26 protein-coding genes are annotated in these 25,206 nt (G+C 68.5%); 13 read left to right on the plus strand and 13 right to left on the minus strand.

Annotation, left to right across the window (positions count from 1 at the left end; genetic code table 11):
• Positions 1 to 4: 4 nt before the first annotated feature.
• The 3 genes from GM656_RS02735 to GM656_RS02745 all read right to left on the minus strand — a co-directional run bounded on the left by GM656_RS02735 (position 5) and on the right by GM656_RS02745 (position 5,961).
• Positions 5 to 1,411, minus strand: coding sequence for a dihydrolipoyl dehydrogenase family protein (locus tag GM656_RS02735; RefSeq protein ID WP_162412113.1), 1,407 nt, complete (start codon positions 1,409 to 1,411; stop codon positions 5 to 7).
• Positions 1,412 to 1,515: 104 nt separating this feature from the next.
• Positions 1,516 to 4,032: an efflux RND transporter permease subunit gene (locus GM656_RS02740; protein ID WP_162412114.1), complete on the minus strand. Its 2,517-nt coding sequence runs from the start codon at positions 4,030 to 4,032 to the stop codon at positions 1,516 to 1,518.
• A gap of 3 nt (positions 4,033 to 4,035) precedes the next feature.
• Positions 4,036 to 5,961: a COG1361 S-layer family protein gene (locus GM656_RS02745; protein WP_162412115.1), complete on the minus strand. Its 1,926-nt coding sequence runs from the start codon at positions 5,959 to 5,961 to the stop codon at positions 4,036 to 4,038.
• 226 nt (positions 5,962 to 6,187) lie between these two features.
• Between GM656_RS02745 and GM656_RS02750 the strand changes: the two genes are divergently transcribed.
• Positions 6,188 to 6,823, plus strand: a complete 636-nt coding sequence (locus tag GM656_RS02750) for a TetR/AcrR family transcriptional regulator (protein WP_162412116.1) — start codon at positions 6,188 to 6,190, stop codon at positions 6,821 to 6,823.
• Between the two features lie 60 nt (positions 6,824 to 6,883).
• Here the strand turns inward: GM656_RS02750 and GM656_RS02755 are convergent, their stop codons facing one another.
• Complete coding sequence (locus tag GM656_RS02755; RefSeq protein ID WP_162412117.1) at positions 6,884 to 7,462, minus strand: response regulator; 579 nt, start codon at positions 7,460 to 7,462, stop codon at positions 6,884 to 6,886.
• A gap of 90 nt (positions 7,463 to 7,552) precedes the next feature.
• Between GM656_RS02755 and GM656_RS02760 the strand changes: the two genes are divergently transcribed.
• Positions 7,553 to 8,167: a hypothetical protein gene (locus tag GM656_RS02760; RefSeq protein ID WP_162412118.1), complete on the plus strand. Its 615-nt coding sequence runs from the start codon at positions 7,553 to 7,555 to the stop codon at positions 8,165 to 8,167.
• 86 nt (positions 8,168 to 8,253) lie between these two features.
• Positions 8,254 to 8,541 (plus strand): hypothetical protein, encoded by a 288-nt coding sequence (locus tag GM656_RS02765; RefSeq protein WP_162412119.1) that lies wholly within the window; start codon positions 8,254 to 8,256, stop codon positions 8,539 to 8,541.
• Here GM656_RS02765 and GM656_RS02770 read toward each other — a convergent pair.
• Positions 8,538 to 9,389 (minus strand): NAD(+)/NADH kinase, encoded by an 852-nt coding sequence (locus GM656_RS02770; protein ID WP_162412120.1) that lies wholly within the window; start codon positions 9,387 to 9,389, stop codon positions 8,538 to 8,540. The two genes, GM656_RS02765 and GM656_RS02770, sit on opposite strands and share 4 nt — an antisense overlap.
• Positions 9,390 to 9,495: 106 nt before the next feature.
• Here GM656_RS02770 and GM656_RS02775 point away from each other — a divergent pair, with 106 nt between their 5' ends.
• Positions 9,496 to 10,521: a KaiC domain-containing protein gene (locus tag GM656_RS02775; RefSeq protein WP_162412121.1), complete on the plus strand. Its 1,026-nt coding sequence runs from the start codon at positions 9,496 to 9,498 to the stop codon at positions 10,519 to 10,521.
• Here the strand turns inward: GM656_RS02775 and GM656_RS02780 are convergent.
• On the minus strand, positions 10,518 to 11,231 hold the full coding sequence (locus GM656_RS02780) for a DUF4013 domain-containing protein (RefSeq protein ID WP_162412122.1): 714 nt from the start codon (positions 11,229 to 11,231) through the stop codon (positions 10,518 to 10,520). The genes GM656_RS02775 and GM656_RS02780 overlap by 4 nt on opposite strands.
• A 162-nt stretch (positions 11,232 to 11,393) precedes the next feature.
• Here GM656_RS02780 and GM656_RS02785 point away from each other — a divergent pair, with 162 nt between their 5' ends.
• Positions 11,394 to 11,837, plus strand: coding sequence for a universal stress protein (locus GM656_RS02785; protein WP_162412123.1), 444 nt, complete (start codon positions 11,394 to 11,396; stop codon positions 11,835 to 11,837).
• Here GM656_RS02785 and GM656_RS02790 read toward each other — a convergent pair whose 3' ends face one another.
• Complete coding sequence (locus GM656_RS02790; protein WP_162412124.1) at positions 11,838 to 12,269, minus strand: universal stress protein; 432 nt, start codon at positions 12,267 to 12,269, stop codon at positions 11,838 to 11,840.
• Between the two features lie 114 nt (positions 12,270 to 12,383).
• On the minus strand, positions 12,384 to 14,228 hold the full coding sequence (locus GM656_RS02795) for an ATP-binding protein (protein ID WP_162412125.1): 1,845 nt from the start codon (positions 14,226 to 14,228) through the stop codon (positions 12,384 to 12,386).
• An 87-nt stretch (positions 14,229 to 14,315) separates the two neighbouring features.
• Between GM656_RS02795 and GM656_RS02800 the strand changes: the two genes are divergently transcribed.
• From GM656_RS02800 to GM656_RS02815, 4 genes are all read left to right on the plus strand, one after another.
• Positions 14,316 to 15,107 carry an endonuclease/exonuclease/phosphatase family protein gene (locus GM656_RS02800; RefSeq protein WP_162412126.1) on the plus strand — a complete coding sequence of 264 codons (792 nt, stop codon included), beginning with the start codon at positions 14,316 to 14,318 and terminating at the stop codon, positions 15,105 to 15,107.
• 42 nt (positions 15,108 to 15,149) lie between these two features.
• A complete protein-coding gene (locus GM656_RS02805) occupies positions 15,150 to 15,485 on the plus strand; it encodes a DUF7113 family protein (protein WP_162412127.1) in 336 nt (111 codons plus the stop codon).
• Positions 15,486 to 15,562: 77 nt separating this feature from the next.
• Positions 15,563 to 15,913 (plus strand): ArsR/SmtB family transcription factor, encoded by a 351-nt coding sequence (locus GM656_RS02810; RefSeq protein ID WP_162412128.1) that lies wholly within the window; start codon positions 15,563 to 15,565, stop codon positions 15,911 to 15,913.
• Positions 15,913 to 16,215, plus strand: coding sequence for a DUF7521 family protein (locus tag GM656_RS02815; protein WP_162412129.1), 303 nt, complete (start codon positions 15,913 to 15,915; stop codon positions 16,213 to 16,215). The genes GM656_RS02810 and GM656_RS02815 overlap by 1 nt, the downstream gene beginning before the upstream one ends.
• A 4-nt stretch (positions 16,216 to 16,219) precedes the next feature.
• Here GM656_RS02815 and GM656_RS02820 read toward each other — a convergent pair whose 3' ends face one another.
• Positions 16,220 to 17,470 carry a DNA double-strand break repair nuclease NurA gene (locus tag GM656_RS02820; RefSeq protein WP_162412130.1) on the minus strand — a complete coding sequence of 417 codons (1,251 nt, stop codon included), beginning with the start codon at positions 17,468 to 17,470 and terminating at the stop codon, positions 16,220 to 16,222.
• Positions 17,471 to 17,601: 131 nt separating this feature from the next.
• Between GM656_RS02820 and GM656_RS02825 the strand changes: the two genes are divergently transcribed.
• Positions 17,602 to 18,519 carry a calcium/sodium antiporter gene (locus GM656_RS02825; RefSeq protein ID WP_162412131.1) on the plus strand — a complete coding sequence of 306 codons (918 nt, stop codon included), beginning with the start codon at positions 17,602 to 17,604 and terminating at the stop codon, positions 18,517 to 18,519.
• Here GM656_RS02825 and GM656_RS02830 read toward each other — a convergent pair whose 3' ends face one another.
• Positions 18,520 to 18,912: a DUF7522 family protein gene (locus GM656_RS02830; protein ID WP_162412132.1), complete on the minus strand. Its 393-nt coding sequence runs from the start codon at positions 18,910 to 18,912 to the stop codon at positions 18,520 to 18,522.
• 195 nt (positions 18,913 to 19,107) lie between these two features.
• Here GM656_RS02830 and gpmI point away from each other — a divergent pair, with 195 nt between their 5' ends.
• Positions 19,108 to 20,667 (plus strand): 2,3-bisphosphoglycerate-independent phosphoglycerate mutase, encoded by a 1,560-nt coding sequence (gpmI, locus tag GM656_RS02835; protein ID WP_162412133.1) that lies wholly within the window; start codon positions 19,108 to 19,110, stop codon positions 20,665 to 20,667.
• Positions 20,668 to 20,688: 21 nt separating this feature from the next.
• Here gpmI and GM656_RS02840 read toward each other — a convergent pair whose 3' ends face one another.
• A complete protein-coding gene (locus GM656_RS02840) occupies positions 20,689 to 21,405 on the minus strand; it encodes an RNA 2'-phosphotransferase (protein ID WP_162412134.1) in 717 nt (238 codons plus the stop codon).
• A gap of 139 nt (positions 21,406 to 21,544) precedes the next feature.
• Between GM656_RS02840 and GM656_RS02845 the strand changes: the two genes are divergently transcribed.
• Entirely contained in the window at positions 21,545 to 22,279 is a 735-nt protein-coding gene (locus GM656_RS02845) for a bifunctional helix-turn-helix transcriptional regulator/GNAT family N-acetyltransferase (protein ID WP_162412135.1), read from the plus strand.
• Between the two features lie 85 nt (positions 22,280 to 22,364).
• On the plus strand, positions 22,365 to 22,856 hold the full coding sequence (locus GM656_RS02850) for a pyridoxamine 5'-phosphate oxidase family protein (protein WP_162412136.1): 492 nt from the start codon (positions 22,365 to 22,367) through the stop codon (positions 22,854 to 22,856).
• Between the two features lie 7 nt (positions 22,857 to 22,863).
• Here the strand turns inward: GM656_RS02850 and nadC are convergent, their stop codons facing one another.
• Together nadC and GM656_RS02860 are read right to left on the minus strand one after the other, a co-directional pair.
• Positions 22,864 to 23,685, minus strand: a complete 822-nt coding sequence (gene nadC / locus GM656_RS02855; RefSeq protein WP_162412137.1) for a carboxylating nicotinate-nucleotide diphosphorylase — start codon at positions 23,683 to 23,685, stop codon at positions 22,864 to 22,866.
• Entirely contained in the window at positions 23,685 to 25,205 is a 1,521-nt protein-coding gene (locus GM656_RS02860) for an L-aspartate oxidase (protein WP_162412138.1), read from the minus strand. The genes nadC and GM656_RS02860 overlap by 1 nt, the downstream gene beginning before the upstream one ends.
• Position 25,206: the final 1 nt, after the last annotated feature.

A 25,206-nucleotide genomic window follows, 5' to 3' on the forward strand; every position in this document is an offset into this window, starting at 1 on the left:
GCCGTCAGGACTCCAGTTCGGCCACGCAGTCCCGGATCAGGCCGTCGACGTTCTCGGGCAGCGTCGGGTGGTAGGCACGGTCCGGCAGGTCGCGCACGTCGAGACCGAGTTCGACGACCATCTGGAACGTCTTGGCGAAGCTGTCGGCGTGGTAGTGCATCCCCTGCCAGCCCAGCACCGTCCCGTCGTCGGCGTCGACGACGAGCTTGCCCAGCCCCTCGGGCACGTCCTTGGACTTGAACACGCCGTCGTCGCTGGCCTGGCGCGTCGCGGTCACCACGTCGTAGCCCGCCTCTCTCGCGGTCTGTTCGTTGTGCCCGACGCGGGCGAACGGGTAGACCCCGAGCCCGGAGAAGATGACGTGGTGGTGGACGTTCTCGTACTCCTGGGGCGTCGCGCCGGCCTCCTGACGGAGGATGTTCTCGGCGGCGGTGAAGCCCTGCTCCTTGGCGACGTGGAGGATCGGCTCCTTGCCGTTCACGTCGCCGACGGCGTAGACGTGGTCGGCGTCGCGGGTCTGCATCGTGTCGCGCGCCCAGTCGCCCTCCGCGGAGACGGACGTGTTCTCCAGGCCCAGCCCCTCGACGGTCGGGCGGCGGCCGGTGAACAGGAACAGCTGGTCGGCCTCGAAGGCCTCCTCGCCCCCGTCGTCGTACTCGACGGTGAGGCGGACGCCGCCGTCCTCGGTCGCTTCGAGTGCCTTCTCGTGGCAGTTCGTCGGAATCGTCACGTCCCAGTTGTCCTCGTAGATGTCGAGGGCCTCGTCGCCGAAGGCCGGGTCGGCCTCGTCGATGGGGCGGTCGTCGTGTTCGACCACGGTGAGCTCCATCCCGCCGGCCTCGGCGAGGTACGGGACCATCTCCATCCCGATGTAACCGAAGCCCATCACGATGCCGGAGTCGGGGAGTTCGGTGGCGTCGAGCACGTCGGCGCTCGACATGAAGTCGACGTCGCCGATGCCCGGCGTGTCCGGGACGTTCAGACTGGAGCCGGTGGCGACGACGACGTAGTCCGCCTCGTACTCCTCGCCGCCCGCGCGGACGGTGTGGTCGTCGACGAACGTCGCGGTGTCGTGGACGAATTCCACGTCCTCGCGCTCGGCCATCTCGTGGATGGACTCTCGACGGTAGCCGGCCCACTCCAGTACGTGGTCGTCCTTGCGCTCGACGACGGCCTCCAGGTCGACGTCCGGCACGTCGCCGACGAGGCGCTCGTCGTGGCGCGCCTGGAAGCGGTGGGCCCCGGCGGAGAGGACCTCTTTCGACGGCATGCACCCGCGGAGGATACAGAGCCCGCCGCCGGGGTCGCCGTCGTCGATGAGCGTGAGTTCGATGTCCTCTTCGTCGACGAGTTCGCCGGCGACGGCGGCGCCCGCGCTGCCGTACGCGCCGATGATGACGACGTGAGTCATATCGAGGGCTAGGGCGACGCCGCGGGATAAAGGCTTCAATGCCGTGTTCGGGACGGACACGACCGGCGCGCGGAAGCGAGCGGCCCTGTCGGCCCCACCCCGTCTCAGTCGTCGCCGTCGATCGGTTCCGGCCGGCGGGTCTCGCCGAACGAGAACAGGTCACCGAACAGGCCCTGCGCGTTGAGCAAGCGATCCCAGACGACCAGTACCGAGGGGAGCACCAGCAGGGACGAGAGGAAGGCGTAGGCGATTGACAGCGCCGTCAGGATGCCGAACTGTCCGATGGCGGGGAACACCGCCAGCGCGAGGACGCCGATGCCGAACACCGTCGTGAGCATGCTGCTGAACAGCGCGCCGCCGGTCCCGCGGACCGTGCGGTCCAGCGCCGTTTCGAGATCGTTCTCGGCGTACTCGTCGGCGAAGCGGTGCGTGACGTGGACCGAGTAGTCCACACCCAGCCCGATGGTGATGGCGAGCATCGTCGCCGTGAGCGCGTTGAACGGAATCGCGAGTACGCGCATGGTGCCGGCCAGCCACGCCACCGTGACGACGACCGGGACGACGTTGGCGAGGCCGAGCGACGGCCGTCCCTCCAGGACGTAGTAGATCAGGACCAGGAACATCGACGCCCCGGCCAGGGCGATGGCCAGCGACTGGATGGCCGACTCGAAGATGAGGTCGGCCACGGCCTGGAAGACGACGATCGACCCGGTCGCGGTGGCCTGATAGCGGAAGTCGTCGGCCACGTTGCGGGTGTCGGCTGCCACCGCGGAGTCGCTCGCGTCGGACTCGACGGTGTAGACGACGCGCGCGCTCCGGTAGTCCTCGGAGAGGTAGTTCAGCGTCCGCTCGCGGGAGGAGGAATCGAGCAGGTACTCGTAGATCGTTTCGAGGTTGTCGTCGGGGACGCCGTTGTCGTTCCGGTCGTTTCGCTCGACGAGCCGGCGGAACTCGGGGTCGCTCTCGGCCCGATCCTGAATGACCGTCACGATGGATGTCGAGTCGGCCCGACCGTCCTCGCGGACGAACGACTCGGGCGGGTCGTCGCCGGCGCGATACATCTGTTCGAGCGCCGAGTCCTGGCGCATCGGCCCCTCGACGTACACCGTCGCCTGGCTCGACTGCGTCGTGGCGAAGTTGTCCTCCAGGTAGTTCAACACCCCCGTGACGGTGTAGTCGCTCGGGGCGAACGGCTCGGGGAGCGCCTCGACGAAGTCGGGGTTGTCCTCGGGCGGGAGGAAGTCCTCCTGCGTGAACGACGTGGAGACGCCGGTGGCGTAGTAGCCCGCGCCCGCGGTCGTGACCAGGATGATCAGCAGGAAGACGACCGGCGTCCGCTGGGCGATGACCACGCCGCCGCGCAGGACGCCCCCGAGGGCCGACCCCTCGGAACCGAGCGGGCTCTCGCTGAACGTCGGGATGGGGTAGCGCTGGCGGAGGCGGTCCAGTTCCACCTTCGCGGCCGGCAGGAAGACCCCGAAGATGAAGAACGTGAACGTGATCCCGACCGAGGCGACGTAGCCGAAGTCCTGGATCGGCGGCAGCGAACTGGTGAGGTTGGCCGCGAAGCCGATGACGGTCGTCCCGGTGACGATGAAGAACGCGACGAGCAGCTGGTCGGTCGTGATCCGCATCGAGGTCGCGACGGACTCGCCCTCAGCCCGCTCTTCGCGGTAGCGGTTGACCGCGTGGATGCCGAAGTCGATCCCGACCGCGAGCAACAGCGGCGGGACGGCGATGAGCATCTGCGAGAAGGGGATCCCGGCGAGCCCCATGAAGCCGAACGTCCAGATGACGGTCATGAACAGCGCGAACAGTCCGAGCGCCATGTCCGCGAGGTCGCGGTAGGCGATCATCAGGAACAGGAGGATGAACAGCACGGCGGCGGGAACGGTGAGGATGAGCGAGTCGACGACGACGCTCGAGAACTCCTCGGCGACGATCCCGCTCCCGAAGACCGTGATGCTCCCGTGGGCCGCGGACTGGATGGTGAAGTCGGCCTGTTTCTGGATGCTCGTCAGCGGACTGGAGCCACCCTGGCCCGACCCCGACGAGATCCCTGCCGGAACCTCGTGAGTGACCACGCCGATGGTCGCCGAGGCCGAGGCCGACCGTCGGTTGAAGTCGGTGCTCAGCAACGACGTGAACCGCGGGCTCTCCTCGGCGGCACTTCTGACGGCGGCGTCGATCTCGCTACTCGTCGCGGACTCGACGGCGTCGATCTGTTGTGCGGTCGTCGACGCGTCTGGATCGAGCTGCTGGGCGACGATGCTGGCCGCGCTCGACGTTGATGTGACCCGGAGACTCGCGTGTTGCTCGACGCGGTGCTGGGATTCGAGCATCCGCAACAGCGCCGGCTTCGAGAGGACGTTGGTCTCTCGCTGGATGAGCTGTGTGCTCCCGGTGTCCGGCGAGAACGTCGGAGAGAACTCCTCGTTGACGCGAGTGAACGCCTCCTCGGCCGGGAGGTCCGTCGTGAACTGCGACGTGCCGGCGTTGGTCGAGACGCTCCCGAGGCCGGCGCTGAACACCACCGTCACGAGCAGGAAGGTGACGACCACCCTCCGCGAGTCGTTGACGATGCGGTCGTCGGCCCAGTCGATGTAGCGCTGGTAGTCCATGCGTCAGCGGAACCTGAAGTAGCCGCCGATAGCGAGGACGGCGACGATGGCGACGCCGATGATCGCGGTCAGCGGGGTGCCGCCACCGCCGGTGTTGGTCACGGAGATGGGGAGCCGGTACGTATCAGACACCGGCGTATCGCCGTCGGGCTCCTCGTACTGGAAGTCGACCGAGACGGGGTAGTCCTTGGTCATCGCGCCCCCGCTGGCGCTGATGCCGAACTCGATGGTCGCGGACTCGCCCGGTTCGAGGGCGTTGACGAACGCCTGGTCGTCGGAGACAGAGATCGGCGACTCGGCGAACAGTTTCGCCTCGATGTTGGTCAGCGTCTCGTTGGCCCGGTTCGTGATGGTCACGTCGAACGTGCCGGAGCCGCCGACGTTGACGGACGCGTTGGTCGTCTGAAGGTCGAACTCGTCGGCGCTTCCGTCGATCGACTGCTGGATCTCGATGGTGTCACTCTCGCGCCTGTCGCCCTCGCGGTTGCGGTAGTTGGCGACGAAGTCGAACTGTCGGGGGCCGGCGTTGGCGTTGTCGGACACGTCGGCGTCGAAGGAGACGGTCGCCGACTCGCCCGGTTCGAGGTTCCCGACGGCGTACTGAGTCACTTTCGGCGAGATGTTCCGATGATCGCTCGTCCAGTGGAGGACGACGTTGCGCACCGTCTGGTCGCCCGTGTTCGTCAGTGAGGCTTCGAGCGTCCCGTCGTCGCCGGCCTGCAGCGTCGACTGAACGTTTCCGAGGGCGAACGACTGCTCGGGTTCGGGCATGATGCCGAGCGTGAGGTCGTCGTCGACGCCGCTGTCACCCTCCGGGTCGTCGTAGCTGACGGACGCCGACAGGGTGTAGCTCCGGGTCCTCGCGTCGTCCGCCGCGTCGGCGTCGACGCTGACGGTGCGGGTCTCACCGGGTTCCCACGCGCCGACGAACTGCGATGTGGACTCGGCCTCACCGAACGTGATGGCGCTGCTCTGTGAGGTGACCGTCACGGACGCGTCGGAAACGGCGATGGGACCGTCGTTACGGATCGTCACGTTGTACGTCCCCGAGTCGCCGACCGACACGTCGCTGTCAGTCGCCTCGACGACGAAGCGCTGCTCGCGGTCGGGCGTGACACCGATGGAGGTGGCTGCGGACTGCTTGCGGACGCCGTCGGTGTCGTCGAAGGCGACCGAGAGGTCGAACTTGTAGGGTTCGGAGCGGGCTTGCTCGGACGTCTGGACGCGGTAGCGGAGGGTCCGCTGTTCGCCGGACTCCCACGTGTCGACGTACCGGGAGCTAGTGGTGTCGCCGCCGACGGTGAGTTCGGAGTTCGTCGATTCGAGCGTCACCGCGGCCTCGCTTGCGGCCTTCTTGCCGGTGTTCTCGACGGTGACGGCGACCGTTCCGGTCGATCCCACCCGCGCCCCGGAGTCGACGGACACGACGTCGAACGCCGCGTCGTCGTCGATTTCGAGGTCGAGTTCGATCCGCTCGGTGGCGGTCTCTTCCTCACGCGTGCCGTCGTTCTCGGAGATGTAGTCCGTGTACTCGTACTTGACGACGACGGGCACCGTGTAGGTCCCGGGCTTGGCGTCGTCTTTGACGCTGATGTCGAAGGAGATGGGCTCGGTCTTGCCCACGGGGACGGAGCCGACGGCCTGCTTGTTGGTCGTCACCGTGATCGGCGCGTCGCCGTCGTTGACGTTGACAGTCGTGCCACGCGCTGTCGTCACCTCGCTGGTGGTGACGGACTGCGAGGACGGGCCGGAGTCGACCGTCCCGCTGTTGACGAGGACGACGTCGAGCGTCGTCTCCTCGCCGGGCGCGACGGTGTTGTCGACGAAGGTTGCATCGAAGTCGGGACTGCCGGTGACGGCGGCGAGCGCGGTCCCTGATCCGAGGAGCATTGCGACGACTGCCAGCGTGGCGATGGTGCGTAGTTTCATGCGTGGGGACACAGGCGGTTTCGGGGACGGTTCGGGTGTTCCATGATTGTGAAGCGGTGATTCAGCCGGTACGTCGGTCACCGGAACGGTCACGGATTCGACCACCCCCGTGCGGACCGAACGCTACTCCGGCACTGTACGTCGAACGAACGTTCGGTCATCTATCAACGTTGTGGTTCGCACACAGTAGGAAGGCATATACGTACCGACCGAATATTCGGTCGGGATGAGTGATCGTATTCCGTTCGCCGGGGATCCGGAAGACTCCCACGAAGCGATAATGCGGGCCACGTTCTGTGCCCTGCAGGAATACGGGTACGCCGGACTGTCGATTCAGCGAATCGCGGACGAGGCCGATCTCAGCAAGTCCACGTTCTATCACCACTTCGACGGGAAGGAAGACCTCCTGCTGTCGTTCCAGGAGTTCATGCTGGCGCAGTTCGATCGGATCGTTCAGCTCGAATCGACCGGTGACCCGGAACAGGATCTCAAGACGTTCCTCGGTCTCATCCTCGACGATCTCCCCGATTACGGCGAGATGCCCGAAAAGGACGCGGTGCTCCGGTCGCTCGTCGAGCTTCGCGCCCAGGCCGTCCACAACGCCGAGTTCCGCGAGAAGTACGCGGAGACGGACGAGCAGTTCGCAAAGCGGTTCGAGGGGCTCATCCGCGACGGGATCGAGCAGGGCGAGTTCGCCGACGTCGATCCGGAGCGAACGTCGCAGATGCTGCTGACGATCCTGCACGGGGCCATCCTCCAGCACGCGACGCGGGACGACGACCCGGCCGTCGAGATCCGCGAGACCATCGACGAGTACATCGAACAGCACCTCGTCGTCGAGGACGTGGCCGGTGACGCCTGAGCCGAGTTTCTGCGCGTATTGCCGTCGTGCTCCCGGATGGACGAGGACCCCGCCTCTTACTCAGACGGATCCCGGGCTGATCGAGCGGTGCGTCTCAACGAGTTCCTCGAAGTCGTCGTGTTCGGTTTCGAGGACCGCTCCGAGCTCCGCGGCGCGCTCTTTGAGCGCCGTGTACTCCGCGCTGGATTCGAGCTGGCGCGCCGACTTCTCTCGCTCCAGCACCGCGAGCTTCGACGTGATCTCGAAGAACTCGTCGAGCCGGTCGTCCTCGCCAGGTCGGTCGAGGTGCTGTTCGAGCGCCGCGACCAGCGTCGACTGCTCGACCGGCTTCTGGAGGTAGTCGTCGAAGGCCATCTCCAGAATGTTCAGGTCGGGGTCGACGGCGGTCAGCATGATCACCACGCCGTCGTAGCCGCGCTCGCGGAGGCGCGCAAGCACCTCGTCGCCGTGTACGTCCGGCATCCGGCGATCGAGGAGGATCGCGTCGAACTCCGGACCCGCGGTGTCGAGCGCCGCCGCGCCGCCGTAGACGACGGTCGTCTCGTAGTGGTGGCCGAGCTTCAGCGCCTGGGTGTCGGCGACGTCGTGCTCGTCGTCCACGACGAGGACGTGAGGGTGACCGGATCTGGCTCGTGACACGTCACCGCGATTAGGGCGTTCGCGCGTATATGTCTTATCAGCGAGCCGTTCTCGAAAAGTGTTAACCGGTAGCCCACAGAGACTCAACCGATGGATGGAGAGTCGGGGGGAACCGGGAGTGGAACGCACCGCCTCGGGAGTCTTGCGGCCGCGGTCGGGTGGATCGGTGCGGGAGCGATCTTCGTCGCGACGGTCGCGTTGGTCGTCCAGTCAGTCGCCGGGCTGGCGATCACCCAGGAGGTCACCGTCGGTCTCGGTCTCGCCATGGGCGGTGGCCTCGGCGGCGTCTCCTATCTCATCGCTACCGACGACGGCGAGACCGCCGACGGGACCGTGACGGTGTCATCTGATGACGACGACGACGCGACACCGGACCCACAGCCGGCCGACCTCTTCGATGGGCACCCGGACCCGGTCCTGTACTTCGCCGACGAGGGGCACGGGCCGGTGGTGCGGGCGGCGAACGACGCCTTCGGGAGCGCGTTCGACGTGCCGGCCGACCGGGTCGGTGGGACCGCCCTCTCCGAAGCGCTCCTCGTGGCCGGCATCGACGAAGTGGACGCCGAGACGGTTCGCGACGAGCCCCTCGACACCGTCGTGCTCTCGACGGCTCCGGACCAGCCGACGCGCTTTCGCCTGCGCACCGTCGGCGAGTCCTCGACCGGCTACCTCCTGTTGACGCCGGTCGGTGGGGCCGCCGACTGAGCGTGTCGGAGCGGGCGCGTGGCTGTAGCGGGGCGGTAGCGTAACGGAACTTTAAAGATTCCGTCAGAGCGAGATTCTGGATAGGAATGCTCGCGCCACCGCTGCAAGTCATCGACAGCTTCCTGCTGAACTACACCATCGGTGATGTCCTGTTACTCGGATTCGTGGGCGGCCTCGTGGCCATTCTCCCGCAACGATCGCTCCGGATGCTCGGGCTTCACACCGTCGCGCTCGGCGCGCTGCTCTTGATCACGCCGACGTCGGCCATGGAGCCGAACGCCGGGAGCGTCCTCGCGTCCGCGTTCCAGTACAAGGTGTTCGGTATCGTCCTGCTCGTGCTCGCACCCGTGCTGTTCGCCGTCGGCCGCCGTTAGGCCAGTTTGTCCAGCGCGGTGAAGAAATCCAGCGGTGGACCGGCGAGGCGGACCGGTTCGCTCGCACGCGAGAGCGTCACCTTGGCGGGTGGCGAGACGTCTTTTCGGACCCGCCCGTCGCTGACGACGACGCCGCTGTCGGCGTCGGCGAGTTCGACCGTGACCTCGCTGTCCACGTCGACGACGAGCGGCCGCGTCCCCGCCTCGTCGGCCATCCCCGTGACGACCAGCCCGGACACGTCGGGGTGGACGAGCGGCCCGCCCTCGCTGAGGTTGTACGCCGTCGAACCGGTCGGCGTCGCCACGAGCACCCCGTCGGCGTGCCCGCTGGCGTACAGCGAGTCGTCGACGTAGACGTCGACGGTCGCGCCGCCGCCGTGGCCCCGGCGCGTCCCCTGCACCACGACCTCGTTCAACGCCGGTGCGAGTGACCAATCATCGCCGCTGGCCCGGATCCGCGGCATGGCACGCGTCCGGGCGCTCCCGGTCTTCTGGATATGTTCGACCTCGGCGACGACCGTCTCGACGGCCTCCTCGGGAGCGATGGCGTTCAGGAAGCCGACCTCGCCGAGGTTCACGCCCATGAGCGGCGTCGACCCGGCCCCGCGAGCGGCGTAGAGGAACGTGCCGTCCCCGCCGATGCTCACGACGAGGTCGCAGTCGGCCATCTCCTCGACGGGCGCGGCGTCGGGGGACGAGGCGTCCCACGCCTCGTGGTCGTCCGCATCCCTGGCGGTCGTCTCGTCGACGACGACTGCTGCGGACGTGGCTCGCAGCCGGTCCGACAGCGTGCTCGCGAGCGACATGGCCCGGTCGTTGTCGCGCTGGGCGACGATACCGACAGTCATCGTCCGGGGCTTTCCGCCGGGCGCACATAAACCTACCACGACGGCAATTATATCCGTCCGCACGAGTATTCGACCTCATGGGCCGTTCGCGTCGGGGGCAGGGCGTATGAGCGAGGAAGACACGTCAGACGACGACTGGTTCGAGAGCGCGCTCGACGAAGAGTCCGCGTCGAGCGACGACCCGGGAGACGTGGACGAACCGGCGACGGCCGACTCGCCGGACGCGGTCGACGACGAGACCGAACCGGGCAGTCCGTTCGAGGGCGACGCAGACAGTCCCTTCAGCGACAGCGAAGACGGCAGTCCCTTCGACGACGAAGGAGACGGCAGCGACGGCGGCGGTGGGCTCTTCGACGACGACTTCGCCAGCGCGTTCGAGGCCGCTGGCGGAGGCGGGAGCGATGGCGGCGGTGATTTCGAAGAGGAGTTCGACTCCGACATCCCGCGGGTCGACATCGGTATCGAGGGACTCGACCAGATGATACAGGGCGGGATCCCCGAGCGCCACCTCATCGTCACCGTCGGCTCGGCCGGGACCGGCAAGACCACCTTCGGACTACAGTTCCTCCATCACGGCCTCCAGAACGGCGAAAGTGCGGTGTTTCTCACTCTCGAGCAGTCACACGAAGCGATCATGGACACTGCGAGCGACCGCGACTGGAACTTCGAGGAGTACGAGAGAAACGGCCAGCTGGCGGTCGTGGACCTCGACCCGGTGGAGATGGCAAACAGCCTCGACAACATCCGCGGCGAGCTCCCGTCGCTCATCGAGGACTTCGGCGCGGACCGCCTGGTGCTCGACTCCGTCTCGCTGCTGGAGATGATGTACGACGACCAGGCGCGACGGCGGACCGAGGTGTTCGATTTCACCCGCGCGCTGAAGCGGGCCGGCGTGACGACGATGCTCGTCTCCGAGGCCAGCGAGGACAACCCCTACGCGTCCAGACACGGCATCATCGAGTACCTGACCGACGCCGTGTTCATCCTCCAGTACGTCCGCACCGAGACGAGCGAGACGCGTCTCGCCGTCGAAATTCTGAAGATCCGAAACGCGAACCACTCGCGAGAGACCAAACCCTACGAGATCACGAACGACGGCATCTCGGTCTACCAGCAGGCGAACATCTTCTAGACCGGGGCCGTCCCGACCGACTCCGCCTCCTCGCCGTCTTCCAGTGCGGCTTTGTAGCCGCTGGCCCAGAGGTCCGTCGCGACGACCGCCACGTAGAACGTGGCGAACGCCGTGAGGACGCCCGCGATGAGCGAGCCGACGAACGGGATGACGTTGAACAGGTTCACCGCGATGTTGGCCCCGACGAACAGCACGACCGAGACCAGCCACGCCGTCGCGTACTCCGAGGAGAGCGCGAGCTGGCGGAGCGTGCCGATGTCGAACGCCGCGCTCAGGTCGCCCGTGACCGAGAAGTGGACGACGGCCGCGACCGCGACGTAGCCGAACACGAGCGAGAGCACGGCCGAGATGAGCAGGCCGCCGAGGAGACCGGCCATCCCCGCACCGACGCCCGCGCGGGTCCCGGTCATGATGGAGATGAGGCTGCCGCCGACGACGACCGCCGCGACGATGCCGGGGATGAGCATGTACACCGCGCCGATGACCCAGGCCTTGATGCCGTCGACGAACAGGTCGCCCCAGTCGTCGAACTCGGGCGGTTGCGTCGCCCCCGCTACCCGCTCGTTGATCGCCCTGACGATGTACCCGTACACCGGCAAGATCGGGATGAAGAACACCCCGAGCAGCGTCAGGACGCCGCCGATGACGACGGTCGTCAGCCAGTCCTCGTCCTCCATGGGATAGCGCAGCGAGTCACCTATCGAATCCATGGTATGTTTTGACACAACGAGGGCGTTTAGTTACAGACTCCCTGTCGAGACGTTTGGTCGGCTTACCGCGGGACGGGAGGCAGTCGAAACGAGCCGCGACGCCGGTCGGGTTCGCCGGGGTCCCCGGAAACAATTAAACCACGACCGGGTGACAGGTGAGACATGGTACTGCTCGTCCCCTTCGACGGGTCCGATCTCTCACGAACGGCGCTGGAGCGTGCGACCGAGTTCGCGACCTACCGGAACGAAGACGTGCTCGCACTGACGGTGATTCCCGACGAACCGGAGTACGCCCTGGAGCGGGGCTGGGTCGACGCGAACGACCCGTTCGACATCGAGGCCATCGCGAATCGGATGGCCGAGCAGGTGAAGTCCGTCGCGCCCGAGGCCTCGTTCCGCCACGAGGTCCCCGAAGACGTGAGTTCGATGGCCTCCATCACGACCGACGTCGTTCGGACGATCCGGCAGATCGCGAACGAGGTCGACGCGTCGATCGTGTTCGTCGGGAGCGAGAACGCCGGTCGGGTCTCGTCGCCGGTCTCGAGCGTCGGCTCACCGGTCTCCGAGGACCCGCAGTACGACGTTCACATCGTCAGGCACGCGTAATTATCTGACGACGGTCACGGGAACGGACGCGCGCCGAACCACGATCTCGGCGACGCTGCCCAGCAGGATACGGGACATGCCGGCGCGACCGTGGCTGCCCATGACGATCTGGTCGATGTCGTTGTCCTCGGCGTAGTCGACGATCACCTGCGTCGGCCGCCCCACTTCGAGGACGCGCTCGACGGTCTCGACGCCGGCCTCGGTCGCCGCCGCTTCCAGGTCGTCGAACAGCGACTCGGCGGCGGCCTCCTGCTGTTCGTACCACTCCTCGGAGAACGAGGGGATCGACGCCTCGGCGCTATAGCCGGCCTCCGCGGGGTTGATGACGTGCAGGAGGACGAGCGTCGCGTCCGGATACTCTTCGGCGGCGAACGAACAGGCGTCGGACGCCTGCTCGGAACTGTCCACGGCGACGAGTATTCGCTTACCCATACCAACACATCCCACGGCAGGCGTGTTGAATCTTCGGCCGCGGGAGAACCGACCGACGGCGAGCCAGCATCCGGGGTCGACCGGCGGACCGACGGCGAGCGGTGAGAGTCGCGATCAGTCCCGCCCGTGCCGGGTCACGCAGGTCGAGAGGCCGATGAGTTCCACCGGCTCGGAGTTGTCGGGCGAGTAGACGACGCGCTGGCCCTTCTCCATGTAGGGGACCTTCGATTCGAGGTTGCTCGGGATGTTCACGGCCTTGATCGCGTCCTCGTCGCCCAGATTGAGGACCATCGTCGTGTTGATCTGCTTGAAGACCGGATCGGCGATGTCCTGGGGGTCCTGCGTGATGAGGTACAGCCCCAGGCGCTCCTTCCGGCCCTGTTTGGCGGCCTCGGTGAACTTCCCGATGACCTTCCGGGCCTGGACGCTGTCGGCGTCGGTGAGGAAGTTGTGGGCCTCGTCCATCCCGAGGACGAGCGGCGTCTCCTTGATACGGTCGTAGGTGGGATCGTTCGAGAGCTTCTCGTCGATGAGCAGGCTGGAGACGGCCAGCACGATAGTCGAGGCCGTCCGGGAGTCCGTGATGTGGTACGTCGGGATCACCGTCAGGCCGCCGTCGCGGACGAACTGCGAGATCTGGTCGGTGATTGGGCGGGCGTCCTGGTCGAAGACGGCCCCGAAGCCCTGGACGCGGCGCTTGATGGCGTCGAAGGTGGCCTCGTGCACGTCGCCGGCCTCGTCGAGTTCCTCCCGCAGCGCCGGGTCGCCGAGGAAGCTTCGGAACTGCTCGTAGGTGCCGCCGTCACCGTACTCGTGTCTGAATCGTGGGAGGAGCGTGTTCACGAGCGCGCCGTACTGGTTGTCGTTCAGGCTGGAACCGGCGATCAGCCAGGGGTTGTCGTACACCAGCGAGAACGGGACGGTGAACTCCACCTGCTCGGCGCGGTGGTGGCTGACGTTGTAGTCGGCCCCGGCCACCTTCGGGACGAAGGCGATGGTGTCGTCGTAGCCGCCGTAGGCGACGCCCTCGCGCTCGCAGCGCCGTTCGAACTCGTCGGTCGTCGCGGGGTTGTCGTCGTGCATCTGGGCGTACTCGTCCTGCGGGTCGAACTGGACGACGGCGAGTTCGGGCGTCCGCCCGTCGCCCATCTCGTAGGTCCGGCCGAGGTACTGCCGGAGGACGTTCTTCGAGCTGTGGGTCTTGCCGGACCCGGTCCCGCCGGCGACGAGCGTGTGGCGGAAGACGAGCGGGTCGCCGGCCTCGTAGTCGTCTTTCAGCCGGTAGTCGATGGTCGGCGGTTCGGCGGCGGTGCGGACCTTCTCGCCGCCGACGGAGAGGTGGCCGAGGAAGACGCCGTCCTCGGGCATCTTCAGCCCGGTCTTGATCTCGGACTTGTCGGTGGCCTCGCGGACCACGGTCTCCGGCTTGGGCACCCGGTCGGTCATCCGGCGCTTGAGGTCGCCGCCGTCGCTGTAGAGGACCGCGACCGGCTCCAGTTCCGCGATGAACTTGAAGTCCCGCTCGTCGATGCCCCGCTCGCGCATCGCGCGCCGAGCGTGGATCTCGGTCGCGTCGTCGGCCCGGAACTCCTGGGCGTACTCCAGGGACGTGATGCGACAGAACAGCCGCTCCCCGTCGGGATACGGCACGAGCAGGTACTTCCCGATGCGGACCCGCGAGCGGTTCCGCGCGGTGACGTAGGCCCGCAGGACGCACTCGTCGTCCTCCTCGCTGATGCGGAGACCGTCGGACGCCGAGAGGACGCCGAGGCCGCTGTCCGCGCCGGCCGGGTCGACGTCGATCTCCTCGAAGTCGTCGGTGGACTGCGGCGCCTCTGTCCGCGGTTCCTCGTCGTCGGCAACGGCGTCTGTCGACGCCTCGTCGACCGTCTCGGCCGCGTCGCCCGCGCCGTCGTCATCGTCGCCGTCGAAATCGGTGAAATCCCCGAGGTCGGACATACGACAGACGAAGACAGCCGGGGATTAACACCTTTCCCCACCGCGGCGAAAGTGAAGCCTTACCCATCCGGGTGTCGACGAGCGAGTATGAAGCGGACGCGGGTGATGTCGTACAACGTTCGGTACGACACCGCCGGGGACGGACTGGACGCGTGGCCGCATCGACGACGACTGGTGGCGTCAATCGTTCGCTATCACGACCCGGACGTGGTCGGCATCCAGGAGGCGATGGCTCACCAGCTTCGGGAACTGGAGTCGCTACTGCCGGACTACGAGTGGGTGGGCGACCCGCGCGACAGCGTCGACGCCGGCGGCGAGCACACGGCCGTCGGCTACCGGACCGAGCGCTTCGCCTGCGAGGAGACGGACACCTTCTGGCTCTCCGAGCAACCGAGCGAGCCCAGCAGCGTCGGCTGGGACGCGAGCTACCCGCGGGTGGCGACCTGGGCGCGGCTTCGGGACCGAGACACCGACGAGCCGCTCCTGTGTCTGAACACCCACCTCGACCACACCGGCGAGCGGGCGCGGGTCGAGGGCATCGACCTCGTCCTCGACCGACTCGACGAGGTCGTCGGCGACGCCCCGGCCGTGGTGATCGGCGACTTCAACTGCGTCGTCGGCGAGCCGGCCCACGAGCGCGCGGAGGGGCACGCGCTCCCGGACGGGCGTGCGCTCGAAGACGCCCGCGACGCGGCCGCCGCGACCCACGGCCCGACGACGAGCCGGACGGACTTCCACGATCTGCTCCCGGAGATGGGCATCGACCACGTGTTCGTCAGCGGGGACCTCTCGGTCGCCACGCGGGCGGTGCTCGCCGACCGCGACGACGACCACTACGGCTCGGACCACCTGCCCGTCGTCGTCGACGTCGACCGCTGAGGCGGGGAGAGTCTTTTGCCGGTGGGGCGCGTATCGTCCGATATGTTGCTTATTCGGGGGACGGCCGGCGGGACGGCCCTGACCGGGACCCTGTACGAGCCGGGCGAGGAACCGCCCGAGTTCAGCGGCGCGCCGGACGAGGGGACGCCGTACGTCTGGGTCTGCGACGCCTTCTACGAGGTCGAGAGCGGCGGGCAGGTCCAGGCCATCGGCGACCGCGAACTGCGCATCGCCTTCGAGTCGCCCATGCCGCGCGGATTCGAGACGCGGGACGCGGCCATCGAGGCGGCCAAAGAGCACATCCGGACGCAGTTCGCCCGCGTCGGCGTCGCCGGCGACTCGGTCACCGTCTCCGTCCAGCGGGCCGAGGAGGCGTGAGTCGGGAAGTGGCCCCAAGTTGCTGGGTCAGCGACTGACCACCTGTTTATACCACGCCGACGGTCCAACCGCCGGCCGTGGCCGAGGACCCATCCCCAACGGAGGTGTTCGCCCTCCTCGACGACGAGTACGCGCGCTCGCTCCTTGCCGCCACGAGCCACGAACCCATGACAGCGACAGCACTCAGCGACGACTGCGAGATGTCCAGATCGACCGTCTACCGTCGCCTCGACGCGCTCGAGGACTGCGGTCTCGTCGCCGCGAGGACGGAACTCGCGGACGACGGCCACCACGCGACCGTCTACGAGGCGCGGATGGACGAACTCACTGTTCGACTCACCGACGGCGCGTTCGACATCACCCTCGCCGTTGAGTCGACGACACACGAGTTCGCCGACGCCCTGGTAGACCTCTGGGAGGGGCTCTGATGCAGTTCGCCGGACTCTCCGCCGAGACGTGGACCACCGTGAAAATCGCCATCCACCTCGTACAGACGGGACTCGGCCTGTTTATCGCCGCCCTCGCGTTCGTCGGTTACCGTCGCCGACACACGCGCTCGATGCTCGCGCTGGCCGTCGGCATCAGCCTCCTCACCTTCGTCTCGTACCTCGTCACGCTCGCGACGGTCCGTGTCGTCCCCGCCGTCGTCGTCCCTATCCCGAGCACGCTGACCGAGAGCCTCGGACTGCTGGCGATCCTCTACGCCATCGTTCTGGCACGGGACGGCTGAGGTCTCAGAACGTCTCTTCGACCGCGCCCCAGCGGATGTCGTTGAACTCCCGGTCGCGGTCGGTGTCGAACTCCCGCTCGATGCGGCGGGTGAGTTCCTCGCTGCCCTGGCGGTCGATCTTCGCCAGTTCGTCGGCCTTCGCGACGGCCAGCGGCGGCCCCTGCTCGGCGGCCACGTCGTGGAGGACCTGGCGCGTGAGCTTCGCCCGCCGGTCGGGGTCCTTCGTGAACGCGTACGGCGCTTCCACGCGGAAGACGAGGTCCGACCGCGGGTCGTAACAGACGAAGAAGGTCACCTCGTAGGCCTCGGGATCGAGCGAGCGCTCGATGCCCAGCGCGGACCCCTCGACGGACATGATGCCGTCGGTGCCGGCCCGCGACCGGAACCAGTTCGTCGCGGTCAGGCAGTCGGTGTGGCGGTCGCCGTCGTCGTCTCGGCGCTCCAGGATCCGTCGGAAGAAGGCGGCATCGGTGACCCACGGCGCGTTCGTCGTTCGCCGTAGCGCCCGGGTGAGCGCCTTGGTCGAGGAGTTCTTGACGAACCCGACGAGCGGCACGTCGCGCTCGACGAACCGCTCGATGAGTTCGACGTAGTTGCCGACGACCGTCTTCGGGCGGTCGTCCTCGGCGAGCAGGTCGGCCAGTTCGGTGTCGCGGTCCGCCCAGCGGAGGACGCCGGTCGGGTAGATGGGGCCGTCGAGGACGAACAGGTCGTCGACCACGTCCGCGTTGGTGAGCGCGTGCTGGCTCTCCGCGAGGTACAGCGCCAGCGCGTGGACGACCCGCTGCTCGTAGCGGTCGACCTGGGGCACGTCGAGGACGCGCCGCATCGCGTAGCCGCGGTCGCCGCCCTGCCAGTCGCCGTCGAAGCCCAGCGTCGCGTCGTTGGAGTGGACCGCCATGATGATCGTCCGGCCGCGGTGAAGTTCCACGTCGGAGGGGACCGCGCTCATCGCCGCCTGGGCCACGTCGATGACCAGCCCGTTCTTGAACGTCGTGGGGTTGATCGTCCCCGAGTCCAGGCCGTGCTGGCTCGGAAACGGCGGGTCGGCCAGCGCCACGTCCTCGATGGTGACCTTGCGGCGGCGCTGCTCGCCCATCGGTTCCAGTACTTTCGCGCCGTCGTGCCACAGCGGGTCGAGGAACTCCTCCCAGACCGTCTCGGCTGCCGCGTCCTGGTCGCTCGTCTCGACGGTCTGGCGCACCTGCCCGGCTAACTGCGCGATGCCGTCGACGTGGACCGGGTCCAGTGTCATGCCCGTGGGTTCGCCGGGACGGGCATAACTCTGGTGGGGCGCCACAACAGTTAGGAGCGTGCTGGCGCAAGCCGTCTCCATGTCGAGCAACTCGGCGGCGAGACGAGAATGGGAGTCGGACCGGGACCACGATGGTCCTCGTTGACGCGCTCCTGATCGGCGTCGCCGTCGTCGGCCTGTGGGTCGGGGCCGACCAGTTCGTGGCCGGGGCCGCACGCACGGCGCGCCGCCTCGGCGTGCCGGGCCTGGTGGTCGGCCTCACCGTCGTCGCCTTCGGCACGTCGGCCCCCGAGTTCGTCGTCACCGTCGACGCCGCCCTCGTCGGACGCGCGGACGTCTCCGTCGCCAACGTCGTCGGCTCGAACGTCCTTAACCTCGGGTTCATCCTCGGCGGCGTCGCGCTCGTTCAGGCGCTCGCCACCACGCGGACGCTCGTGCGCCGGGACGCGACCCTGCTCGTCGGGTCGACCGCGCTCCTGCTGGGGTTCGTTGCCGACGGCCGCCTGGGCCGGATCGAGGGCGCGGTCCTGTTCGCCTCGCTGCTCGCCTATCTCGGCTACCTCGTCCGCGCCGGTAACGGCGGGTCGGCGGCGGACGGTGAAGGGTCGTTTCACTGGCCAGATATCGGCCGACTGGTCGGCGGCCTGGCGGTCGTGATCGGTGCCGGGCACCTGCTCGTCGCCTCGGCGGTCGACATCGCCGGGAGCGTCGGCGTCTCGGAGTGGGTCATCGGACTCACGGTCGTCGCGGCGGGGACCTCGCTCCCGGAGTTCGCCACCTCGCTCGCGGCGGCCAGGCGGGGTCGGACCGGTATCTCGACGGGGAACCTCCTCGGAAGCTGCATCTTCAACGTCCTCGGCGTGCTGGGACTGGCGGCCGTCGTCCGCCCGCTCCCGGTCGGGTCGAGCGGGGTCGAAGGGACCGCATGGCTCCTCGGGACGGTCGTGCTCGTCGCGGTCGTCGCCCACACCGAGTCCGTCGTCTCGCGCGTCGAGGGCGCGCTGCTGGTCGCGCTCAACGCGGCGAACTGGCTGCTGAATCTGGCGTGATCACTCCTTGCCGGACTCCTCGCGGAGGAGGCGCTCGATGGCCTCGGCGATCTCCTCGTAGGACTGCATCGTCAGGCCGTCCGTGGTGATGAGCACGCCCTGGCGCTCGGTCGTGGCGCGCAGCAGGTAGCCGTTGGAGAACGCGCGGACGGTGAAGCGGTAGTCGCCCAGTTCGGAGTCCTGATAGGCGTTCTTCGTCTGCTTGTACCCCTGCCACTCGTGGCCGACGAAGTCGTTGAGGTCGGCGTCCTGTTCGAGGTCGTCCCGCAGGTAGAGCTGTTCGAAGTTCGCACGTGTGAAATAGGTCACTGACCGGAGGGAATCGCCCGTCGCCGTTCGGGCCGTCGTGACGATTGCGTCGGCCAGGTCGTCCGAGAGAATGTTCCGAGTCATACGCGAGACGAGACGGGCCAGCCTCTTAACAACACGGTCCGCACCAACCCCCAGACGGAGCCAGTGTGGCGAGACCTGCTATCGGTCGTCTCGACCGGGGCCGGTGTCGCTTGCGTGTGCGCGAACTCGCATCATCGACCGTGGCGTTCGCGACTGACCGACAGTGTATTAGGCCGCTCGCGTCACTCGTCGGACATGGAAGTCGGGCTCATCATTCTCGACGGCTGGGGACTGAACCCGGATGAGGGCGTCCGGGACGCGGTCGCCGCCGCCGACACGCCGAACTTCGACCGGTACTGGGACGCGGGCGCGCACTCGACGCTGGAGACCCACGGCCGCCGGGTCGGCCTCCCGGAGGGCCAGATGGGCAACTCCGAAGTCGGCCACCTCAACATCGGGGCCGGCCGCGTCGTCAAGCAGGACTCCGCGCGCGTCAGCGACAGCATCGCCCGCTCGCGCGGCGAATCACCGGCCGACGACGACGCCCGGGACCCCCCCTTCTTCGAGAACGAGACGGTCCTGTCGGCCTTCGAGTACGCGGAGGACCACGGCGGCCGCGTCCACTTCATGGGGCTGGTCTCCGACGGCGGCGTCCACTCCTACCAGGACCATCTCCACGCGCTCATCGAACTCGCCGGCGAGCGCGGGACCGACGCCGTCTCCCACGCCTTCACCGACGGTCGAGACACCTCGCCGACCGGCGGCGAGGACTACCTCGCCGACCTCGAGGCCCACGCCGAGGAACACGGCACGGGCCACGTCGCCACCGTCTGCGGGCGCTACTACGCGATGGACCGCGACCAGAACTGGGAGCGCACGCGCCGGACCTACGACGCCATCGTCCACCGCGAGGGCGATCACCACGCCGACGACGCCGTCGCGGCCGCCACGGAGTCCTACGCCCGCGACACCACCGACGAGTTCGTCGAACCGACCACGGTCGGCGACCACGACGGCCTCGCGGACGGCGACGCGGTGATCTTCTTCAACTTCCGCTCGGACCGCGCCCGACAGCTCACCCGGATGCTCGGCGACATCCGGCTGGACGACTGGGGAGCCGACACCGAGCCGCCGGACACCCGCCTCGTGACGATGACCGAGTACGACGAGACGTTCGACCTCCCGGTCGCGTTCCCGCCGAACCAGCCCGAGGACGTGCTGGGCGAGGTGCTCGCCGACGCCGGCCGTACCCAGCTCCGCATGGCCGAGACGGAGAAGTACCCCCACGTGACGTACTTCCTCAACGGCGGTCGCGAGGTGGCCTTCGAGGGCGAGAGCCGCGAGATCGTCGACAGTCCCGACGTGGCGACCTACGACCTCCAGCCGGAGATGAGCGCGCCGGAGCTGACCGACACAGCCATCGCGTTCGTCGAGGACGAGGACCCCGACGCGCTGGTGCTGAACTACGCGAACCCGGACATGGTGGGCCACACCGGCGACTTCGACGCGGCCGTGACCGCCGTCGAGGCCGTGGACGCGCAACTCGGCCGTCTCGTGGACGCGATTCAGACCGCCGGCGGACACGTGCTGCTCTGCGCCGACCACGGCAACGCCGACGACATGGGGACCGAAGACGACCCCCACACGGCCCACACGACCAATCCCGTGCCGTTCGTCTACCTCTCGCCCGACGGCACGGCGGCCGGACGAACGGCCCGCGACGGCGGAACGCTCGCCGACCTCGCGCCGACGCTGCTCGCGCTCGCGGGCATCGAGCAGCCGGCGGCGATGACCGGCACGCCGCTCTTAGAGTAGCGTCGGGCGACGACAGCGACTTCACGCGTCGTCGAGCAGGTCGAGATACCGCGGCGGCACGCCGTCGGTCGTGTACGTCCCGGTCCCACGCTTGGCGACGCGGAGACCGTCCGCCCCCATCGCCGCGGCGTCGACGGCGAACACCACCGGGTCGTCGGCGTGGCGGCGGCCGACCGCCTCGGCCTCGTCGACCGACCCGGAGAGGTGGACCGTCTGACGCGACATCGGTTCGAGGCCGCCGTCGCGGATGGACGCGACGTTCCGCGGCGCGGTCCCGTGATACAGCGTCTCGGGGACCGGGGCGGCCGTCGCGCCGAGGGACACGTCGACGGAGTGGCCGTACGCGGCGCGGATCCGGTCGTCTGTCGTCGCCGCAGCCGGGTCCGCTGTTTCCCCGCTCGGGTCCGCCGTCTCTGCGACCCAGTCCGCCGTCTCTCCGCCGGTCCGCTCGAAGCGCCCCTTCGGGTCGGTGGCGACGACGCCCGCGAGCGCGTCGGCGTCGGCCCAGTCATACCGTCGCGCGACGGCGTCTGCGAGCGCCGGGAAGGGGGTCCAGCCCGACGAATCGAGTTCGATGCCCGCGTCGTCGGGGAAGTGCCTGAGCGCGCCGGAGACGAACTTCGAGAGCCGTCGCCGGCGCTCGCCCTCGAGGACGTGCGCGCCGGGCGCGTCGCAGGTCGGACACGCCGCGCCCTCGAAGAAGCCGTGGTCCGGACAGCGGCGGATCGCGTCTGGCATCGCCGGTGCTCCGTCGCGGCGGGCCTAAAGAGTCACGCGTCGTTCGGCGGCGACGGCGGTGGTTCGATTATCGGCCTGAGCAATCATGTGTAAATTCCGAGTGTTTTCAAGTGGGTACGGCCGTCACAGGTCCGTAGGGATGGCGTCGCCCACTGATCTCGATCTCGACGACGACCGCTCCGACGTGTACCGCTTCGTGGAGCGGAACGGCCCGGTCGCGCCGGCCGACGTGGCCGAGACCCTCGGCATCGACCCGGAGCGCTTCCAGCACCAGGTTTCGATACTCAAGCGCGACGACCTGGTCGAGACGACGGACGACGGGAGGCTCACGGTCGCGCTCCACCACGGGGAGGCGGCCGAGCACTACGAGGCCGGCGTCCGCTACGAGATCCGGCCGTCCCGGCCGGCGGACCTCTCGGGCGTCGTGGGGACGATTCGGGAAGTGACGAGCGGGGAGTCGTACGTCGTCGCCGGCGGCGTCGCCGAGCAGTTGGCCTACGAGGACACGCTGGTCCGCTGGTGTCCGACGCGCTGTCGCGTGGTGTTCGTCGCGACGGTCAGGGACGACGTGGTCGGCTGGGTCCACGTCGCGATGTCGGAGGTCGAGGAACTCGCGTCGACGGCCGAACTCAGCCTGGGCGTGATGGAAACCTACCGCCGCCACGGTATCGGGAGCCACCTCCTCGCACGGGGGGTCGAGTGGGCCGCCAGCCGCGGCTGTCGGAAGGTGTACAACAGCCTGCCGGCCACGAACGAGCGCGCCGTCGAGTTCCTGACGGAGGCCGACTGGACGGTCGAGGCCGTCCGCGCTGACCACTACGAGATCCGAGGGGAACTGGTCGACGAGGTGATGCTGGCCCGTCGGCTGGACTGAGGCGGACCGTCGGCAAGAGGTCCCGCGTGGCGAGCCCGTCGAGACCGCCCTGTGGCTTTATCATCGCTACCAGACAAGTGCCGACATGACAGTTGACGAACTGGACGACTACGGGATGCTCCAGATGGACGGCGAGGACATCGAACGGACCCTCGAACGGAAGAGCGTCGGCGTGCTCGGCCTCCCGACCGGCTCCGTGCCGCTACTGCGCCCGCTCAGTTTCTGGTACGACGGCGAGTCCGCGCTCTACTTCGTGTACGTGCTCGGTGCCGACAGCCAGAAGGTGACGGTAAGCGATCAGGCGGACGTCGCGGGGTTTCTCGTCTACGACATCGAAACGACGTTCAACTGGCGCAGCGTCCTGCTGACGGGCACGGTCGAGCGAGTTCCCGACGGCGAACGCGCGGCGATCGAAGAGCGGATTGACACCGACTGGAAGCCCGACCTGTTCGAACGGGCGGCCGAATCGGAGGCGACGGCGCTGTACCGGTTCCAGATCCAGGACCGGAGCGGCATCAAGCAGCTCGAACGCCCGCCCGAACTCGGAACCGAATCCTCGACGAGTCGGCCGGACTGACCGCGGCTCAGCCCGTTCGGAAGGAGAGATCGAGCGTCGGCGCGGAGTGGGTCAGCGACCCCATCGAGAGCACGTCGACGCCGGTCTCGGCGTAGGCCGGCACGTCCGCGACGGTGATGCCGCCGCTTGCCTCGGTGAGCGCGTCGGCGTCGGCCGCCGCCACGAGGTCGACGGCCCGCTCGGTCTCGGCGGGCGTCATGTTGTCGAGCAGGACGATGTCAGCACCGGCCGCGGCGGCCCGCGGCGCGTCTACCGGAGTTTCGACTTCCACGTCGATCTTCGTGGCGAACGAGGCCCGCTCGCGGAAGTGCTCGACAGCGTCGACCAGTCCCATCTCCGCGACGTGGTTGTCCTTGACCATCACCATGTGCGAGAGGTCGAGGCGGTGGGTGTCGCCGCCCCCGGCGGCCACCGCGCGCTTCTCGACGCCGCGCAGGCCGGGCGTGGTCTTTCGCGTGCCGGCGATTCGCGGCGGTGACCCGGTGTCGGCCGACGCCGCGGCGTCGACGGCGGCGCGGGTCTTCGTTGCGACGCCGGAGGCGTGGCCGGTGACGTTCACGGCGACGCGCTCGCCCCGGAGCACTGCTTTCGCCGCCCCCTCGACGCGGAGGACGACGCCGCCGGCGTCGATGCGGTCCCCGGCGTCGACCGGCGTCTCGACGGCGCAGTCGAGATACTCGAAGACGGCCGTGGCCGCGTCGAGGCCGGCGACGACGCCGGATTCTTTGGCGACCAGCCGCCCCGTCGTCTCGCCGGGCACGTCGTTGGTCACGTCGTGGTGGCCCACGTCCTCGCGGAGCCATCGCTCCACGTCGGCGTCGGTGAGCATCAGTCCGCCATCTGCTCCCGGCGCTCGTCGCGCTCGTCGGAGACGAGGTTGTGCGTACCGACGCTCTCGTCGTTCTCGGCGGCGTGGCGTGCGACCAGCAGGGCCGTGACGCTCGCGTTGCGGAGTTCGTACAGCGACCGGCTGGTCCGCGTGCGCACGTAGGCGTCGACCTCGCCCTTGAGCCGGCGGAGCACGGCCATCGCGCGCCGGAGGTCGTCGGGGTCGCGCTCCACGCCGACGTACTCGTCCATCACCCGGGTCAGCCGGTGGAACTTGTCGCTGGCGAAGCGGTCCGGCAGGTCCGGGTCGCGCTCCAGCAGGTCCGGGGCTTCGATGGGGTCGGGGTCGTTGCCGGCGGCGTCCGCGCCGGCGCGCAGCCCCCAGACCAGCCCTTCCAGTAAGGACGTGCTGGCGAGGCGGTTCGCGCCGTGGACGCCCGTTCGCGCGCACTCGCCGACGGCGTAGAGGCGGTCGAGCGTCGTCCGCCCGCGGTCGTCGACGCTGACGCCGCCACAGAGGAAGTGCTCGGCGGGGGCGACCGGGATGCCCTCGGTCCAGTCGACGTCGTGCTCCTCGCAACGCTGGGCGAGGTCCGGGAACTCCGCGGCGAAATCGAGCGGCGAGACGTCCAGCGTGACCTCGCCGGTGGCCTCGCGTTCGCTTTTGACGGCGCGGGCGACCACGTCGCGGGGCGCGAGTTCGGCGTCCGCGTGGTAGTCGGGCATGAACCGCTCGCCCTCACCGTTGCGGAGCAGGCCCCCCTCGCCGCGGACGGCCTCGCTGACGAGGAAGGCAACGTCGCCGCCGTCCTCCGTTACACACGCCGTCGGGTGGAACTGCACGTACTCCATGTCCTCGACCTCGGCCCCGGCCAGCGCGGCCATCGCGACGCCGTCGCCGGTCGTGTTCTCGGGGTTCGTCGTCCGCGGGTAGAGGTCGCCGATGCCGCCCGTCGCCAGCACGACGCTGCCGGCGAAGCACGGTTCGACGGCCCCGTCGGATTCGAGCATCGCGCCGTGGACGCGGCCCTCGTGGCGGATCAGTTCGAGGGCGGCGGTGTCGTCGCGAATCTCCACGTCCTCGCGGCCGTCGAGGTAGTTCAGGAACGGGACGTGGACGTGCTTGCCCGTCGATGCGTCCACGTGGAGGATGCGGTCCTCGCTGTGGGCCGCCTCGCGGGTGAAATCATGACCGGAGCCGTTCTGATCAAATTCGACGTCGAGCGTCTCCAGTAGCACGTCCTCGACGGCCTCGTTGGCGTTCTCGACGAGCACGCCGACGGCGTCGGGGTCGGCGGTCCCGTCGGAGGCGGCGACGATGTCGCGCTTGAACTGCTCGGGGTCGTCGCGGGAGACGGCGATGCCGCCCTGCGCCCACCACGAGGAGGCCCCCTCGGGCCGCGTGGCCTTCGTGGCGAGCGTCACCTCGTCGCCGGCGCGCGCGGCGGCCAGCGCGGCCGCCAGCCCGGCGATGCCGGAGCCGACGACCAGCACGTCCGCCGTGAGAGCGTCGTCCGTCATG

The organism is Haloarcula salina (genome assembly GCF_010119195.1).
Lineage (GTDB): Archaea > Halobacteriota > Halobacteria > Halobacteriales > Haloarculaceae > Haloarcula > Haloarcula salina.

Coding starts and splice junctions, on each gene's coding strand:
- GM656_RS02735 (WP_162412113.1), bottom strand. CDS start 1,411: ATGACTCACGTCGTCATCATCGGCGCGTACGGCAGCGCGGGCGCCGCC.
- GM656_RS02740 (WP_162412114.1), bottom strand. CDS start 4,032: ATGGACTACCAGCGCTACATCGACTGGGCCGACGACCGCATCGTCAAC.
- GM656_RS02745 (WP_162412115.1), bottom strand. CDS start 5,961: ATGAAACTACGCACCATCGCCACGCTGGCAGTCGTCGCAATGCTCCTC.
- GM656_RS02750 (WP_162412116.1), top strand. CDS start 6,188: ATGAGTGATCGTATTCCGTTCGCCGGGGATCCGGAAGACTCCCACGAA.
- GM656_RS02760 (WP_162412118.1), top strand. CDS start 7,553: ATGGATGGAGAGTCGGGGGGAACCGGGAGTGGAACGCACCGCCTCGGG.
- GM656_RS02765 (WP_162412119.1), top strand. CDS start 8,254: ATGCTCGCGCCACCGCTGCAAGTCATCGACAGCTTCCTGCTGAACTAC.
- GM656_RS02770 (WP_162412120.1), bottom strand. CDS start 9,389: ATGACTGTCGGTATCGTCGCCCAGCGCGACAACGACCGGGCCATGTCG.
- GM656_RS02775 (WP_162412121.1), top strand. CDS start 9,496: ATGAGCGAGGAAGACACGTCAGACGACGACTGGTTCGAGAGCGCGCTC.
- GM656_RS02780 (WP_162412122.1), bottom strand. CDS start 11,231: ATGGATTCGATAGGTGACTCGCTGCGCTATCCCATGGAGGACGAGGAC.
- GM656_RS02785 (WP_162412123.1), top strand. CDS start 11,394: ATGGTACTGCTCGTCCCCTTCGACGGGTCCGATCTCTCACGAACGGCG.
- GM656_RS02790 (WP_162412124.1), bottom strand. CDS start 12,269: ATGGGTAAGCGAATACTCGTCGCCGTGGACAGTTCCGAGCAGGCGTCC.
- GM656_RS02795 (WP_162412125.1), bottom strand. CDS start 14,228: ATGTCCGACCTCGGGGATTTCACCGATTTCGACGGCGACGATGACGAC.
- GM656_RS02800 (WP_162412126.1), top strand. CDS start 14,316: ATGAAGCGGACGCGGGTGATGTCGTACAACGTTCGGTACGACACCGCC.
- GM656_RS02805 (WP_162412127.1), top strand. CDS start 15,150: ATGTTGCTTATTCGGGGGACGGCCGGCGGGACGGCCCTGACCGGGACC.
- GM656_RS02815 (WP_162412129.1), top strand. CDS start 15,913: ATGCAGTTCGCCGGACTCTCCGCCGAGACGTGGACCACCGTGAAAATC.
- GM656_RS02820 (WP_162412130.1), bottom strand. CDS start 17,470: ATGACACTGGACCCGGTCCACGTCGACGGCATCGCGCAGTTAGCCGGG.
- GM656_RS02825 (WP_162412131.1), top strand. CDS start 17,602: ATGGTCCTCGTTGACGCGCTCCTGATCGGCGTCGCCGTCGTCGGCCTG.
- GM656_RS02830 (WP_162412132.1), bottom strand. CDS start 18,912: ATGACTCGGAACATTCTCTCGGACGACCTGGCCGACGCAATCGTCACG.
- gpmI (WP_162412133.1), top strand. CDS start 19,108: ATGGAAGTCGGGCTCATCATTCTCGACGGCTGGGGACTGAACCCGGAT.
- GM656_RS02840 (WP_162412134.1), bottom strand. CDS start 21,405: ATGCCAGACGCGATCCGCCGCTGTCCGGACCACGGCTTCTTCGAGGGC.
- GM656_RS02845 (WP_162412135.1), top strand. CDS start 21,545: ATGGCGTCGCCCACTGATCTCGATCTCGACGACGACCGCTCCGACGTG.
- GM656_RS02850 (WP_162412136.1), top strand. CDS start 22,365: ATGACAGTTGACGAACTGGACGACTACGGGATGCTCCAGATGGACGGC.
- nadC (WP_162412137.1), bottom strand. CDS start 23,685: ATGCTCACCGACGCCGACGTGGAGCGATGGCTCCGCGAGGACGTGGGC.
- GM656_RS02860 (WP_162412138.1), bottom strand. CDS start 25,205: ATGACGGACGACGCTCTCACGGCGGACGTGCTGGTCGTCGGCTCCGGC.